This window comes from Intestinibaculum porci, from assembly GCF_003925875.1.
Lineage (GTDB): Bacteria > Bacillota_I > Bacilli_A > Erysipelotrichales > Coprobacillaceae > Intestinibaculum > Intestinibaculum porci.
In genome coordinates this window covers 1113545-1130703 of sequence record NZ_AP019309.1, presented here as the reverse complement: position 1 = coordinate 1130703, position 17159 = coordinate 1113545, and the positions used below count along the sequence as shown (strand labels likewise).

Sequence of the window (17159 nt, the reverse complement as noted above, 5' to 3'; positions counted from 1 at the left end):
AATTACTTTTCAGCTTCAGCTTGTTTCTTCTTAGAAGTAACAACATAAACGGTCGCCGCTGCCACTAAGACACCACCGGCAGCATACAGCATCGTAGTACCCATACCACCAGTTTCTGGAAGTTTTGGTCCCTTCGCGTTGTCGATTGTCGCATTGACTATACCAGTTGCTGTATCTCCAGTATTTTCTTTTCCATTTAAAGTTAATGAAGTAATAGCTGATGAAGGGTTTTCATCCCACGTCTGATTATTGACTGTTTCAGCCTTAAGTGTAACCTCATGCATTGTTTCATCAAGATTATAACCTTCAGGCGCTTTTGTTTCCTGTAAGTAATAAGTACCAGAATCTAAGCCTTTCACTACAAATTTACCATTGTCATCAGATTTTAATGTTGTAGCGTCATCTTTAGAAGCAACCCAAGTCACTTCATCATTAACAATCTTTAACCATTTTGACTTGCTGCTATCTGCTAATTTGAATTCAGCATTTTTCAATTTCACCTGAGGATTGTCTTTATCCACTTTTGTCGTATCTAATTCATAAGTGAAAACAATAACTTTATCAGGTGTTGTTGTACCAGTTCCGGAATGATCTGGGTTATTTGAATATTCAATATAAGATTCGTTTGTGTTGCCTTCTTTCGCACCGATTTTCGCTTGACTATTTAATTTAGCGGTAAATTCGACTTTGATTTTTGAGTTAGCGGTAACGCCTGCAACCTTCTTTAAATCACTAAATGACACATCAAATTGCTGATCAGAAGTTTTAGTTACTGTGTACTGAGCACTATCAATAGTTGTCCAGCTAGCCCCATTATCATTAGAATAACTTACTTTAGCATCGTTATTGAATGTAAGACCATTAGACATCTTATCGTAGAACTTATAAGAATATGTCTGATAAGAGTCATAATTGCTTGGTAGGCTGCCAAGTAATTCGAATGGAACATTTTCACCAATTGAGTAGTCAGCAACATCATTATACTGCTTTCCTACATCTACATTAGGTAATCTGCTATCAGTGTTGTAATCAACTTTATGATCATCTTCTTTGACTTTCTTTTCAGAAGCTGGCACATCTGATTTAGGTGTTACAACCGTATTCTTTGAAACCTTAAGCATATAACTTACAGCTTTATCGGTACTTGAACTTCCCTTAGCGGTATCGATAATTAAATAGTATCCTGATGCTAATGAAAGATCTTTTGATTCTCCGGCTCCAATTACGACCGTCTGTTTGTTTTCAGATAATTGATCAACAATATCAAATGCTTTTTTACTGCCATTGCTAAGTTCATTTGCAATATCTGCAGCCTTGTTCGTCTTAAAAGAATCTTTTACACCAGTCCCCCATTGGATATCCCCAATACTGTTTGATGAACCATCTGTCGTACCGGTAAAAATCTGGTAAATATCAAAGTTATGTTCTGTACTAGCGGTATTGTGAATTGTAACCTGATAATTTGAAGCCGCAAATACATGAATACCCTTTGATAAATTGGACACAGCTAATGTTGTAGCGGTGGCGGCACCACCAATCGATAAAGCCATCGTTGATGCTGCTACGCAGCTCATAATTTTTCTTGAAAATCTCATAATCTAAATTTCTCCTCTTTAATCCTTTTGGTGATCTCCAGATCACCAAGTATAAAATTTTTATATTAATAAATTGAAGATATGCATTATTGAGTCTTGCTCACATGATCTTGTTAAAGCAAGCCATCATCAGTATTCTTGAGTCTTAACGGTTTTATTATTATTAAACTGCAATGTATGGATGAAATAACTGTTAAACCCTCAATCATTAACCCTTTCTTTATTTCTAAATTTGTTTACATCTCCCTTCGCATATCACTTCAATTTACATGTCTAGTATAGAGCGAAGTCATATCCTTAAAAAGTACCAGGACTGGTCCACAAAAGCGCATAATTTGCTCTTGACATATATACTTTTTTGTGCTCCTTGATTCCCATCATTCTTTTTACCATTTTCTTAGTTCCCTGATCACTTCGTGCCGCCAAGGACCCCTGACCTAAATAATCCCTACCGCATTTATTGGCTCATTAGATTCACCTTATTTCATAGTTTCTCTTTTTCGATCCTATTCATTTCATGAATAGCATTAAAGGGCAGCCTCCTCTTTAAAGGATCTGCCCTTATCTTTATTGTGCTATTCGTCGCTTTTTCATATACATGAAGATAGCGACGATTAGACTGAAAATACCAAATAATCTGTACGGTAAAACACCTTGACCGCCGGTATCTGGTAATTCATAAACCGCTTCTTTTTTATTACCAATATATAATGTGTCATCAGTGACATAAATATTCCTGTCTTTTTCACTTTCGATCATGATCTTTGAAGAATCATCATTGCCCATAGCTTTAAACTTAATGACATGATCCAGAGACTTATACCCAGCCGGTGCTTTTGTTTCTAGTAAGTAATAAGTTGTATTGGGATCAAGTTCACCACTCATAGCGATACCATAACGATTTGTTCTAATGGCATCCCCTACTTTTTCCCCCTTAGCTTTGATATCATCAACGCTGCCATCCTGATCTGCCTTATAAATTTGGAATATTGCTCCAGGTAATAAGGTATTTGTATGGTCAACATCAAATTTCTTGATTTGAATCTTTATCTTTTGTTTGTTCTTCTTCTGATTTTCAAGTGTAAAACGATCAGTATGATCCGATTGCACATCCGCTATGCCTAATTTATAAACATCAAACGTAAGTGTATTAGCCTCATTTGGAGCCTGACAATAGAACTGTTTTTCATTACTATATTTCATATTCCATGACCAATACTTTTGTCGCCTATTATTCGTTTCGCCACCATAGTAAAGATTGCTATTAATATAAGACATCGGATAACTATGATCTTTATCTGCGAGATTGGCCGCCTCATTACCATTGAAATTTGCCATGTACAGCTGTGGATAAGCTGCTGACTTAAGCAATATTGAGACATTATTGTCTTCCTTGCGAATAACAGGATCTCGATCAACCGTCCAAAGAGCATCATCGCTAGGTAAATTAACAAGATACTTTTCACCATTTGCTTTGGCAGTGAATGCTGTATCTACAAATCTAAAGTGCGACGCTGTGGATGCGTTTGTTGTACCTTCTTGAACCCCTAAAGCTTTATCTTGATGATTTGTGGCAATAAAAACCAGCTGATCTCCTTTTTTAAGATCATCAAAACGCGTGATCTTCTCAAAAGTTTTGATCGTTTTTGCTAACACTGGAACAGTCCCATCATCATTAGCAGCTTCTTCAGCAGAATACGTTCCATTATTATCAAGCTTTGTCCATGTATATGTCCAATTATTATTACTATCTAAGGTAACCTCATAATCATTTGGCCTTTCCGATGGAAGAACCCGATAACCATCCCTAAGCAGTTTCACTTTAATGGCTTTAGGCGTCGTCCCAGTCCCCCAAGTCTTTGTAACAGTAAAAGTCTTTTTGGCTTCTTGATCAACCATTTGTATGGTTATTGGTTGCGTCGTCTTTTGATCAAGGATAAATGTCTGACTTTCCGCTTTTGCATAGCCATGAGGAGCTTCTACTTCTGAGAGTGTATATTGACCATTTGGCAGATCATCGATTATATGTGGACTTGTCCCAGTGATCCAGGTGATTTGTTTAAACGAAGGATCATCATTTTTCGTCAGTTTTAGTTTCGCCCCTGCCACAAATTCTCCATGTTCATCTACCTTATTAAACTTAACAGTATAGTGAGACAAATCAGTAACTGTTAATTTATTGTCATCTGCACTTACCATATTTCCATGAGCATCAACCACAGTAATATGACCATCTTGCTCAACCTTAAACTGAAAGTCTTCAGCAAGGCGATAACCAGCTGGTGCACTGACCTCATGAAATGTATAAATACCTGGCTCTAAGCTCAGTAAATGATCAGAGCCATCGGTCGTATATGTGCCATATTTAACGGCTGTCTGCTGGTCATTTACAATTTGGATCTTCGCCCCCGATAAATTTTCTCCACCAATATTCTTTTTACTAATATAAACTAGCTTTTCTGTTGAATTTTCAAAATGCGCTGTAATCATATCTTGACTATTTGCATAGGGTTTACTGCCAACGCTAAAAGGCAAGCTTACTTTTTCTTTCCTTTGAGAAGCAGCGGGATTGTTTTTTTCATCAGCTGTTGGATTAGAAATTTTATATACACCATCAAATTTATAAAAATACACTGCCTTACCACTAGGAAGAGCAGGGCCAGAATTGTTTTTGATCATGTCAACCATCTTTTGTGCGATCTTACCAATCTCACTTATTTGCCCATTATTATCGGTAACATTTGCAAATTTGTTGTGTGTAACATCAACACCATCAGTAAAATAATGAATAACCAACTGAGTAATCCATCTCTCATAATCCGTTTTCGTAACCGATACCAGATTTCCGTTGCGATCTAAAGCTTGACCTGATCTTGGCAGCCTACGGAATAAACCAGCTGGATCATCCTTTACGCCATTACTACTGTCATGGTAACCGTAATAAATAGCTTTTGAAGCTTCATCACAAATCGTAAGTGCAGCCTTATTATCATCATTTGTGATACCTAATCGACTTCTAATGCCAAATTTTTGTTTTTCACTCAAACTTTGCCAATAGGCAATTGGATCTGTATAGCGATGATATAAATTAAAATAAATATCATTTGAGCCCTGCACAGCCAAGCCGTTATACAACGGTGCAAAATTATCATAAGTATTACAATAGGCTACATTCTCTGTCTTTCCATCAGAATTCTTGATTTTAAACAAGTTAGAACCATAGAATCTTTCTTCATAACCATAATACATAGAAGTATCTGTTACATATTCAGGTTTGGCTGTATTTTCCTTAGAAGCGACTTCAACTAAAACATAATATCCATTCTTCTTATAAGTTGTCGTATAAGAAACAGTATTATTGTTAGTTGTGATTTTAGCTTGATCAGTGATATCGACACCATTTGTAAAAGTTTTATCTGGATAATAGAGTAATCTCCACGTCGTATTTTTAATAGGAACCATGGCATAGGAAGCACCAAACGTGAGAGAATAATTTTTTTGATTTAACTTCTTATAGCTATCATCATTTTCCCACTGACTAAATGCGACAGCTAAAGCCTGTGTCTGAACCATATTGCCATCAATTAAGTCTGCGCTAGCTTTATTCATTTGGTCAAAATCAATCCTTGGTGTCCCATCAAACTGTGCTTTAATATAACCTGTGACTTCATTGGTTGAGCCATCATGAACCGCCATTTTATATGCTTGAACACTATCCTTTTTCCCATCAATAATAGGATTAGAAGCATTCATTTCTTCTATTTTTTTCCCTTCTTCAACGATAACATAGTACCCTGGCTGTTTATGTTCTGTCACAAAGTGAACTTTATAATAGCCATCACTATCAACTGATGCCGCTAAAGATGTTCCTAATTCATTTGTGATATCAGCAGGATTTTTGCCATTTTCATCAAAATACAATAAATCCCATTTAGGATTTTCTGATTGATTTTCAATCGTTAAGGTCATATCATAGACAGCCTTTAAATTATCATTCATTAATACAGTATTTAAATTTTCTCCTGAAAGATCAACCTTAATTGGTGATAAAGAAGCAATATCAGTGCCATAAATACCCTTTGAAATATTAGTAAACGCTGTTTCATCAAAAGCTGGATTAGTATTGAATTTACCTGTTAATGTTGTATAGAGTCTATTGGTAGAACTGTAAACGACAGGAATAGAAACCGTAGCGCCATTCTCTCCATCAGGAATATTGACATTTGTGGTTGGATCGTTCACCACTTCTCCGCTATCAGGATCATATGTTTTTGTACCTGCTTCGACGAGATAATAAGTCCCATTTCCATATCCGGATGCTTTCGATAATTTTTTTACAACAATCTTTGAAATAGCACCATTACTATTTGTTGTAATTGTATAATCTGACGATTTTGTTAGCTTATGCGCATGACCTGACGCATCAATATAGAGTAAATACCAATGAGATTGATCCATAGTTTTTGCATAAGCGCCATTTGTTATTTCTAAGGAATAATCCAAATGACCATCATAATTTTCAGGATCTACTGAACCAATCCTAAAATTAGTTTTTGCCCCCCATAAAATATCGATTGATTTTTCAGAGGCAATGTTGTAATGATCTCTCACAAAACTTATATAACTTTTTTCGCTTGAGCTTTCCGCTTGAACTAAAGAATAGTTCACAGCAAGCTTCATACCATTACCATCGATATTATTAATGTTCGTGACTTTCTTACCAGAAGCATCATATAAAGATGGTGTCAAACTGGTATGAATGTCTGCCGTGTTTGTCTCCCCATGAACACTATTCACTTTCACACTAGCCGCAATCATAAGAACGCTGATGAAAGCTACTAGATTTTTTCTCAATAACCGTTTCATTTGTCCATAAATTTCTTTCATAATTCCTCTTCTTTTCTTCTCAACTACTCTATTCGTATTATAAGAAGACCTTAATCGGCTCAATAGTCCCAAAAAAGAGAATAAAATGACATAATTTGTACTTGACATAATTGAAACCTTCATGATTTTCAATAACATCATAAGCAAACGGCATTGATTACCATGATCAAGCAAATACCCTTTTGGCTGTTTATTAGCAATTTATGAATCGTCTCGCTATTATTACGATGCACAAAAAGGACAATACCTACTCATAGGTATTATCCTTAGATTCCAATTTACGCAAAGACTGATTGAACAAAAAAAGCACAAACAATCCAAACGGATGTTCATGCTTTATCTTATGTATAAATCAAAGCTATTTTATGCTTTAAATGAGTTTTTAAACTGTTCAAAAATACTCTTACGGGTTGTTCCGCCCTGTAATTTCTTATACAGGTCTTTTTCGGCTTTTGTCAACTTAGTTGGAATCTTCACATTGACAGTGACATATTCATCACCATAAGTATTGCCACGTAAAGACTTCACACCTTTGCCACGTAATCGTAAAGTTGTGCCTGGCTGTGTCCCTTCAGGGATACTCATTTCAACATCACCGTAAACGGTTGGCACTTCCACCTTGCAGCCCAACGTTGCATCAACTGCCGAAACCGGAATTTCGATATGGATATCATTGCCCTGACGAACAAAGTGTTTATGTGGACGCACATAAATTTCCACATATAAGTCGCCATTAGGACCACCATTGATGCCACGGCCGCCTTTGCCCTGGACACGTAACTGCTGATGGGTATTGATCCCCGCAGGAATATTTAATTCAACAGTGACATTTTTGTTCTTATAACCCTTGCCGCGACATTCTGGACAAATCTTTTTGATCTTTTTCCCGGTGCCGTGACAATCTGGACATTCAGATTCCTGCACAAATGTCCCAAATGGTGAACGCTGCTGCATGCGCACACGGCCACTGCCGCCACAACGCGGACAGTTTTCAATATCATTTGGACTCGCGGCCCCGCTGCCGTTACAAGCTTTACAAGGTTCATCATAATTAATTTTAATATCTGTTTTCTTACCACGGATGGCATCCATGAAGTCAATATCTAACTGGACAAAACGGTCTTCGCCCTGACGTGGTCCGGTATCACGGGTACGTGATCTTCCGCCGCCGCCAAAGAATGAGCCGAAGATATCACCAAAGTCCATATCTTCGAAACCGCCAAAGCCGCCGAAGCCGCCGGCTCCGCCAGCCCCTGCTGTGCCATCAAAAGCCGCATGTCCATAACGGTCGTAAGCAGCTTTCTTATTTTCATCAGAGAGGACTTCATAAGCCTCATTGACTTCCTTGAACTTTTCTTCTGCATCAGGAGATTTATTCACATCCGGATGGTATTTTTTGGCCATCTTACGATAAGCACGTTTGATCTGATCTTGCGTCGCGTTTTTATCTACGCCTAAGACTTCATAATAGTCTCTTTTTTCTGCCATGCTTACGCCCCCTTAATTCAAGTGAAATCCAAGGCCAAAGCCTTGGATGTTCACATTATTTTTCCGTATAATCAGCATCTACAACATCGTCATCATTGTTATTTGATGAGCTGTTTGTATTCGCACCAGCATTGGCTCCGGCATTAGCGCCCTGAGCATTCTGGTACTGATAGCTTGCCATCTGCTGAGCCATCTGTTCTAATTCATTCATACGAGATTCAAGAGTAGCGATATCATTAGCATCTAAGGCTTTCTTTAATTCATCTCTTAATGATTCAGCCTGTTTCTTCTGATCAGGTGAGATCTTATCGCCCTGTTCTCTTAAGGCTTTATCGATTTCGTTGATCATCTGTTCAGCTTTGTTCTTTGTTTCGATATCTTTCTTCATCTTTTCGTCTTCCGCTTTGTTCGCTTCTGCTTCTTTAACCATACGGTCGATTTCTTCATCACTTAAACCAGTAGAGTTCTGGATCGTAATAGACTGTTCCTTGTTAGTCTTCATATCCTTTGCTTTAACATTAACGATACCGTTAACATCGATATTGAAAGTAACCTGGATCTGAGGAACACCACGAGGTGCAGGTTCGATACCGTCTAATTTGAATAAGCCTAACTGCTTATTGTCTTTAGCCATTGAACGTTCACCCTGTAAAACGTTGATATCAACAGCTGGCTGATTATCCGCAGCGGTAGAGAAGATCTGTGATTTTTCAGTAGGGATCGTTGTATTACGAGGGATTAAGACCGTCATAACACCACCCATTGTTTCAATACCTAATGATAATGGAGTGACATCAAGTAATAAGACATCTTTAACATCACCAGCGATGACACCACCCTGGATTGCAGCACCCATAGAAACAACTTCATCAGGGTTGACAGATTTGTTAGGTTCCTTACCTAATAATCTCTTAACAGATTCCTGAACGGCAGGAATACGTGTAGAACCACCGACTAATAAGACTTCATCAATATCGCCAGCGCTCATACCAGCATCGCTTAAAGCCTGACGTACAGGTGTTTCTGTCATCTGTACTAAGTCGCTTGTTAATTCATCAAATTTTGCTCTTGTTAAAGTCATATCTAAATGGACAGGACCATTCGCACCAGCAGAGATGAATGGTAATGAGATCTGAGTCTGCATCATACCAGATAAGTCTTTCTTCGCTTTTTCAGCGGCATCTTTCACACGCTGCATAGCCATCTTATCATTTGATAAGTCGATGCCCTGTTCTTTCTTGAATTCAGAAACCATCCAGTCCATAACTTTCTTATCGAAGTCATCGCCGCCTAAGTGGTTGTTACCAGCCGTAGCTAATACTTCGAAAGTACCATCAGCTAAGTCGAGGATAGAAACATCGAATGTCCCACCACCTAAGTCGTATACTAAGACTTTCTGTTCTTTTTCAATTTTATCAATACCGAATGCTAAAGCGGCAGCGGTAGGTTCGTTGATGATACGTTTAACATCCAAGCCAGCGATCTTACCAGCATCTTTAGTTGCCTGACGCTGTGCATCATTGAAGTAAGCAGGAACAGTAATAACTGCTTCGGTTACTTTTTCACCTAAGTAAGCTTCAGCAGTAGCCTTTAAGTTCTGTAAGATCATTGCTGAAATTTCTTCTGGTGTATATTCTTTACCATTAACTTTTGCTTTATAATCTGTACCCATATGTCTCTTGATTGAAGAAACAGTATCTGGGTTTGTGACCGCCTGACGTTTTGCTGCTTCACCAACAATGATTTCACCATTCTTGAAAGCAACAACCGAAGGTGTTGTTCTCATCCCTTCTGGGTTAGCGATAACTTTTGCTTCGCCGTTTTCCATAACGGACACACATGAATTTGTTGTCCCTAAATCAATACCAATAATTTTGCTCATAGTTTATTTCCTCCTATTCACTCACTTTGACAAGTGTTGCTCTAATGACACGATCTTTTAACATATAACCTTTTTGTAATTCTTCAGTGATTTTGTTTGGTTCCATCCCATCCACTTTTTCAGTCATAATGGCCTGATGCAAGTTAGGATCGAAATCATCACCGACTTTGGCCTCGATGGCTTTCACACCATTTTTCTCTAAGATATTCATGAGCTGATCATGAATCATCTGATATCCTTTAAGGAAATTTTTTAGACTTTCATCATTGGCTTCAGAAGCTAATGAACGTTCGAAGTTGTCCACTACCGGTAACAGATCTTCAATAAAGTTTTGCATCATAAATTTCTTTGTGTTATCGAATTCCTTTGTCAAACGTTTCTGGGTATTCTGCATATCCGCAAAGACTTTATAGTATTCTGTCTTCCATTTGTTGGCTTCTTCTTTCAGGTCTGCAATTTCCTGATCTTGATCTGCTTTTTTCTCTTCTTGTGGTTTTTCTTCTTTTTCTGGAGAAGCTTCAGGCTGCTTAGTCTCTTCTTTTACATCTTTTGTTTCTTCCTGAACTTCATCATTTTTCTTTTCTTCTGCCATATTTTCACCTCTCATCATTTTCTTCGTCGCCGTATTCATCCTGAATCAGCTTTTCAATATTGTCACTTACGTACTCTACTAAGGATACGACCTTCTCGTAAGGCATACGGGTTGGACCGATCACCGAAATAGAGCCTTTAGATTCCTTACCAGTATCAAACGATGCTGATATAACGGAAACATCATCCATATCTTCGAATGGTGTTTCACTGCCAATTCTCACGGTGACACCATCTTCGCTATCACTCGATGGCTCAAGCATCTTCCAGCGAGATGAATTTTCAAAAGCTGTCACCAGCTTACGAAGTTTATTGACATCATTGTATTCTGGCTGATAAAGTATATTATCTTTACCAGAGAAGTACACATTCTGTTTGGCAAACTTCATAAAAGCTTCCAGGAAGGCATTAAAGAGCACTTCATGTTCTTTTACCTTAACATTAAGAATAGGCTTGACATCATTTTCCAGTTTTTCAACGACATCATCAATCGGAGTGCCCGTCATTGTATCGTTGATCACACCAACACAAGCATTGAGGTCATCCATCATCGCTTCATCCTTAATCTGGAAAGTGCGATTTTCGACATGTCCTTTATCGGTCACGATAATGGCAGTGGCACTATGGGCGCCTAGCGGTACTAATGTAATGTTTTGAAAGCGTTCAAAACTCGCATTGTTGCCTAAGGCTACCGTTGTCAGATTCGTTAACTGAGAAATCATTTCGCAGCACTGCTCAATAATTTCGCTTAACGATCGGTTGGTGTTCGCAAACAATGTAGAGACCTGATTTTTGACTTCGTCATCTACATTCGGCTGTAGTAATGTCTCGACATAGAAATGATAGCCTTTCTTGCTTGGCACACGCCCGCTTGAGGTATGCGTCTTATCAAGAAAGCCCTGTTTTTCCAAGGTGCTCATTTCATTACGAATCGTTGCACTTGAATAAGGAAGCTTGTATTTCGTCATCAACAGTTTACTGCCGACCGGTTCACCCGTCTGGATATACTCTTCGACGATGTATTTAAAAATCAGTAATTGTCGGGCTGTAAGCATATCGATTCCTCCTTTAGCACTCTTCTTCTTCAATTGCTAACTCCATTATACACACATTTTTAGCAGTGTCAATAATTAAGTGCTAAACTTTAACTCTTTTTCTTTTCGTTTCACGAAAAGAAAAAAATACCCGTAAAAACAGGTATTAATCGAGAAAGTCGATCAGAATGCTGTTGAGATAGCGCAGTGACTTCGGGGTTGTTTTTAAATGATTATCATCAATCACTAAATTGCCTAAAGAGAGATGTTTCTTTAACGGCTCCTGATAGACCTCCTGTACGCGTTTGCCATAACGCCGGGTGAACTCCGTCAAATCTAAACCTTCCACTAAACGCAGTGACATCATCAGATGATTGAACATCGTATCTTCTTTACTCAGTTTTGTGACATGGGTAATATCTTCGCCACGAAGGTATTTCAGTAAAGCGCGGCTATGATCAATCATGCAGTCATCAATCTTACTGCTCGCCCCCGCGCCAATGCCATAATAGTTATCATAATGCCAGTACACTTTATTATGCATGGATTCATGGTTTCCTAAAGCATAGTTAGAGACTTCATACTGATGATAGCCAAGCAGCTCTAAATGATGATGTATCTGTGTCTCCATCGCATCATCAAGATCTTCATCAATGCCTTGATAGGACGTATGACTTAATTTCGTCCCCGCTTCAAGAATCAGATCATAATAAGAAAGATGCGTAATTGGTAAGGTATCGATGACCGCTAAATCTTTTTTCAGATCAGCGAGCGTCTGTCCTGGTAAGCCATACATCATATCGATCGATAATGAAGGGATATAATCTTGGGCCATCTTTAAAACATCAATCACCATCTGTTGATGATGATGACGTTCAATCGCCTTAATTAAATGAGGCTGAAAACTCTGCACGCCAAGAGAAAGACGATTAACCCCATAGTGAGCAAGCAGCTGCAGTTTCTCTAACGTGACGGATTCAGGATTAGCTTCCATCGTATATTCTAACGTATGCGCATCACAAAATGGCGCTAAAATGTGCATTAAACGCGCTAACTGCGCTAAAGATAAGCTCGAAGGCGTCCCGCCGCCAATATAAATTGTCGTCATCGTCCCTTGCAACGTTTGCGCCTCTTTTTCTAACGCCGTCAAATAATCATCGACCATCTTCTCATTATAAAAAACTTTACAAAAATCACAGTAACTGCAGATGCTGTCACAAAACGGAATATGGACATATAAAGCGCTAGTCGTTTTCAACATGATACTCCTTCGCTAGGCCGCCTAATGAGGTTTCTTTATAGGCATCATTTAAATCTTTACCGGTCGCTTTTAAAACTCGCACCGCCTGATCAAAAGAAATCTTATTCTTTCTTAAATAGCCCAGCTCTCCCGCTAACAAGCCGGCATCCATCGCGCACAGGGCTGCATAAGCATTACGTTCAATGCAAGGGATCTGCACATAACCGCCCACCGGATCACAGGTCAGGCCAAAATTATGTTCTAAGCCCATTTCAGCCGCATAGGCAATCAAATTGTTATTGAGTTCATGTATCCAGGCGACCATCGCTGAAGCCATCGCACAAGCGGTACCGATTTCCGCCTGGCAGCCGCCATCCGCGCCGGAAATAGTCGCATTATATTTAACACAGTTGCCAAAAAGGCCGCCGATCGCTAACGCTTCAACAAGATCCTGCTTGCTCATATGCAAGTTATGATAAGCATGATAAAGAACTGCTGGCACAACCCCGCTTGCTCCGCATGTTGGCGCGGTGACAATGCGATGACCATCCGCATTTTCTTCCGCAACTGCATAAGCATAAGAGGCAATCATCAGACGGGAGCGACGCATTGGCGTATGGATATTCAAAGCCTGATGATACATGTCATTGGCCACTTTCTTCATCTTTAATCGTCCTTGAATAACCCCTTCTGCTTTTAATCCAGCATCCACGCACGCTAACATTGTCTCTAAAATCATCATCAGATACTCTTCAATATCATCTTCTTCATAACGTTTAACATAATCATAAAGCGATAAAGCATTATGTTCACAGAAAGTGAGAATCTCTTCCATACTGTTATGCGGGTAATATTCTTTAAGACCGCGTTCAAATTCTCCTTTAAAAAGGATGGCACCCCCGCCGATCGAATACGCTTCAATACTGTTAAGCAGTTTGTCATCCTGATACACATTAACAATCATGCCATTGGGATGATAGGGCAAACGATCAGCATTAAAAGTAAAGGTGCAAGGCCTCGGGGCAAAGGTATCACGCATGACTTTGTCAGTAAGATGCCCTTTCCCCGTTAAGGCTAATGACCCATGTAAAGCTACTTCAAAACGTGTCGCTTCGGGATATTCTTTACGAATACGCTTAGCAATTTTCTGTGGCCCTAACGTATGTGATGAGGATGGACCAATCCCCACTTTATATAATTCTTTCAATGAATGCATAGCATCACCCCATATGTAATAAAAATAATTCTAAGCCGCGCTGTTTATCAATCAAACCCGTTTTGATTTTCACGTCTAACTGTGAGAGTTCATTGAGTTTGGCAAGAAGCTCATTGATTTCAAACTTCTCACCATTTTTCCGAATAGGATAAATGGCACGCGGATTAATGCCGGTCATCTTGGCTATTTCACGATCGTTATAACCTTTACGAGACAGTAATTTGACTTCATAAAGATGACGCAGCGACGTCGCAATTAAAGCGATCAAAGCAATCGGTTCATGATTAGTGACCATCAGGTCCTTATAAATGCCCATTGTCTTGGCCATATCATGGGCTAAGATGGCATTGGTTAAGGCAAAAACATTTTCTTCTAATGGCGCCGCTACTAAGGCATCGACATCTTCCATGCGAATATGCTGTGTGTATAATGTCAGCTTTTCAACCTGATGAGAAATTTCAAACAGATTATCGCCTGTCCGGCTTAATAAGAGATTGAGGGCATCATTATCAATTTTAGAGCCTTTTTGCATAATCATTTCCCGCGTTACTTTATAAACGGAATGACTATCCATCTTTTCCATTTGAAATACCTGGGCATGTTTACGTAAACTTTTCATGACTTTCCGACGTTCATCAAAAGTACCTTCGTGAAAGATGACAAGAATACTAGTTGGATTATCCTGTTCAATATAATCCATAAAAGCTTTTAAGTCCTGTTCACTGACCTCTTTTTGTTTACTCGAGGTGAGAAACAGCGGATGAGTAATAACAACCATTTTATAATCCGTTAAAAACGGTAAGGTTCTTAAATCCTCTAGAATCATACTCATACTATTTTCACTTGGATCATAGACACTATAGTTCATGTCATCGGTTGAGCAGTGATAACGCTCTTTGAGCTCTTTGAGCTTATCATCCATTAATAAACGTTCATCACCATAGATCACAAAATTCATCTGGCCACCTCCATTAAAAGTATTCTATCACAATTATCGACTTTCTCAATTCTTTAATGTCAGCTTGAAAACCCACAGGGCATTCATCGTATAAGGTTCACTATCTAAGCCATAGACATCCTCTAAATGATAAGTACTCTGCAGACGATCAGCATCATTTCCCTTTAAACTAACCATTAACTCATGGGGTGAAATCGTAATAATGTAAAGATGAGGAATGCGGGCCGTGAAAAAGGCTTGTGATAAAGCGCTCGATAACGGTTTATCAATCAAATTGACAACCGCACTAGCGAAATGATGACGACTGATGACAATGCCAATGCGGGCATCAACACGGCCATATAAGAACTTCTTATGCGTCAGCTGATGCTTTTGAGCATAGTCTTTCATATCCCGATACATCGCTTCATTTTCATTGAGGGCGATGACCTCCTGTGACAAAGCCATATTAAGCAGAAAACCACATCCTATTGTCAATATCTGATCGTCTTCATCAAGCAGACTGATCATCAGATCAAGGAGGTGCCCCAAGGTTTCCTGATTGGTATAAATATAGTTTAACGGAGAGATCTGATAGGTTTTTCCCTGATAGAAAAACGGATAATGCGCATCGCCATAAATACATGTATAGGTCATGATTCCCATCCGCTTATGCATTTGGTAAAGACTGTTGATGGATGTTTTCTTTAATTCGATCACTAGCTGGGGATCAATACCATGATGACCGCAATCAATAAAGACAATAATCGCTTCACCAATCACTTTAAACATCACCGTTTCAACTGTCTTGATCATATAGTTATTGAGAATCTTTTCGATCATCACGATAGCCGTATTCATTTTTCCATCATTAAGGACACAAGAACGCATAAAACTGCAGCTTTGTTTGTGATGATCACCAATATAGTATTCCTGATCAAAAGAAACCGGAGCTTTGAGATACTTCTTATAATGGGTCAATGTATGCACTGGCAGCAGTTCATGCACCACTTCATCACCATAGGCAAATGAAGAATATTTCATAATAGAGCGCTGCGCTTCATGACGTTTCAGACGTAATGAGGCTTCATAATCCATATACTGCAGCTGGCAGCGATCACATAAATCACATTGATAACAGGCTGGGGTCATACGATCAGGGCTGGCCTGAAGAACTTTTGAAACAATCGCATAAATACGGCTGCGACTTTCTTTCATAATACTGATTTCGACTCTTTCACCCGGTAAAGCATTTTTTAAATAACACATTTTACGAAAGACATGGGTATAAGCCTGGCCACGATGGTTAATCGCTTCAACCTCTACTTCCACATTTCGCGCTAAAAAGCGTTTCATATAGAGACGATGCGTCACAAACATGCCAAAGTAAAACATTTTGGCGGACCAATCTAAGATAAACAAAACCATCACAATACTCGCTAAAGGACCGTAGACGTTAGAAAAATTCGCTCTTTGTAAATAGAAGTCTAAAAAACTCATCAGTAAATATTCGCCGATTGTAGCAACTAAAGCGCCCCTAAAAGCTTCTCGAAAAAAGATATGGGCACGAGGAATCATCCGGTAAAGAAGCGTAAAAAACAAGGTCACCATCATAAATAAGAGGAAAGCCCGGAAGATCATAATACCATAAAAGACATGAAAAATGCGGGCAATCGGACCAATCGCTAATACGATAATCAGACTGATCGCTGAAAGCAGAATGAAGATGGTAATGCGAATGGTGTAAAGATAATAGTGAAAAACACCTTCTTTGGTCAGTTCATCCAATGGGAAAAGTTTCTTGGTCATGGTATAAATCGCCCCAATTCCACGGGAGACGGCATACACCGAGAAAGCTAAAATCATGATCGTCGACAAACTGATTGTTTTATTGGTTAATACTTTACTTAACATTTTGGCATACTTGGGCATCAAGAAACGCTCTAAAATATCCTGCAGAGTCGCTAAATCGATATGAAAAAGCGTCGAAGCTAAAGCGATGATCGTCAGTGCTGGAACACTTAAAATAATAATATAAAACGCTAACGCCGCACTGCTGTAAGCAGGAAAGCTCTCGGAAAATTCACTAAAAAAGGTCAATGCTTTTTTCATACTGTCACGCGGATGTAAGAAGATATAAATAAGTTTTTTCAGATCCTGTGAGATCTGCTCTTTTGTTGTTATTTGTGGCATATTGATCACTTCCTACAATCAGTATACCATATCAAATGTAAGCCCTTTATCAAATTGCGCCTTTGCGCCAAAAAAGACCATTCATCCGAATAGTCT

The 17159-nt window shown here is 38.9% G+C and carries 10 protein-coding genes; all 10 read right to left on the bottom strand.

What is annotated here, in order from left to right:
* Window positions 1-2 precede the first annotated feature (2 nt).
* Entirely contained in the window at window positions 3-1595 is a 1593-nt protein-coding gene (locus SG0102_RS05475; protein ID WP_125119033.1) for a SpaH/EbpB family LPXTG-anchored major pilin, read from the bottom strand.
* A 567-nt stretch (window positions 1596-2162) separates the two neighbouring features.
* Complete coding sequence (locus SG0102_RS05470; RefSeq protein ID WP_162300185.1) at window positions 2163-6482, bottom strand: SpaA isopeptide-forming pilin-related protein; 4320 nt, start codon at window positions 6480-6482, stop codon at window positions 2163-2165.
* Between the two features lie 363 nt (window positions 6483-6845).
* The gene (gene dnaJ / locus SG0102_RS05465; protein WP_125119031.1) at window positions 6846-7970 is read right to left on the bottom strand and encodes a molecular chaperone DnaJ; all 1125 of its coding nucleotides are present in this window, start codon (window positions 7968-7970) and stop codon (window positions 6846-6848) included.
* Window positions 7971-8025: 55 nt separating this feature from the next.
* Window positions 8026-9852: a molecular chaperone DnaK gene (dnaK, locus tag SG0102_RS05460; protein WP_125119030.1), complete on the bottom strand. Its 1827-nt coding sequence runs from the start codon at window positions 9850-9852 to the stop codon at window positions 8026-8028.
* 13 nt (window positions 9853-9865) lie between these two features.
* Entirely contained in the window at window positions 9866-10444 is a 579-nt protein-coding gene (gene grpE / locus SG0102_RS05455; RefSeq protein WP_231999862.1) for a nucleotide exchange factor GrpE, read from the bottom strand.
* A 4-nt stretch (window positions 10445-10448) separates the two neighbouring features.
* Window positions 10449-11498: a heat-inducible transcriptional repressor HrcA gene (hrcA, locus tag SG0102_RS05450; protein ID WP_125119028.1), complete on the bottom strand. Its 1050-nt coding sequence runs from the start codon at window positions 11496-11498 to the stop codon at window positions 10449-10451.
* Window positions 11499-11643: 145 nt separating this feature from the next.
* On the bottom strand, window positions 11644-12738 hold the full coding sequence (gene hemW, locus SG0102_RS05445; RefSeq protein ID WP_125119027.1) for a radical SAM family heme chaperone HemW: 1095 nt from the start codon (window positions 12736-12738) through the stop codon (window positions 11644-11646).
* The gene (locus SG0102_RS05440; RefSeq protein WP_125119026.1) at window positions 12722-13933 is read right to left on the bottom strand and encodes an L-serine ammonia-lyase, iron-sulfur-dependent, subunit alpha; all 1212 of its coding nucleotides are present in this window, start codon (window positions 13931-13933) and stop codon (window positions 12722-12724) included. The genes hemW and SG0102_RS05440 overlap by 17 nt, the downstream gene beginning before the upstream one ends.
* A 4-nt stretch (window positions 13934-13937) precedes the next feature.
* Window positions 13938-14891 (bottom strand): DNA polymerase III subunit delta, encoded by a 954-nt coding sequence (gene holA / locus SG0102_RS05435; protein WP_125119025.1) that lies wholly within the window; start codon window positions 14889-14891, stop codon window positions 13938-13940.
* A 45-nt stretch (window positions 14892-14936) separates the two neighbouring features.
* On the bottom strand, window positions 14937-17063 hold the full coding sequence (locus SG0102_RS05430) for a YhjD/YihY/BrkB family envelope integrity protein (protein WP_125119024.1): 2127 nt from the start codon (window positions 17061-17063) through the stop codon (window positions 14937-14939).
* Window positions 17064-17159 lie beyond the last annotated feature (96 nt).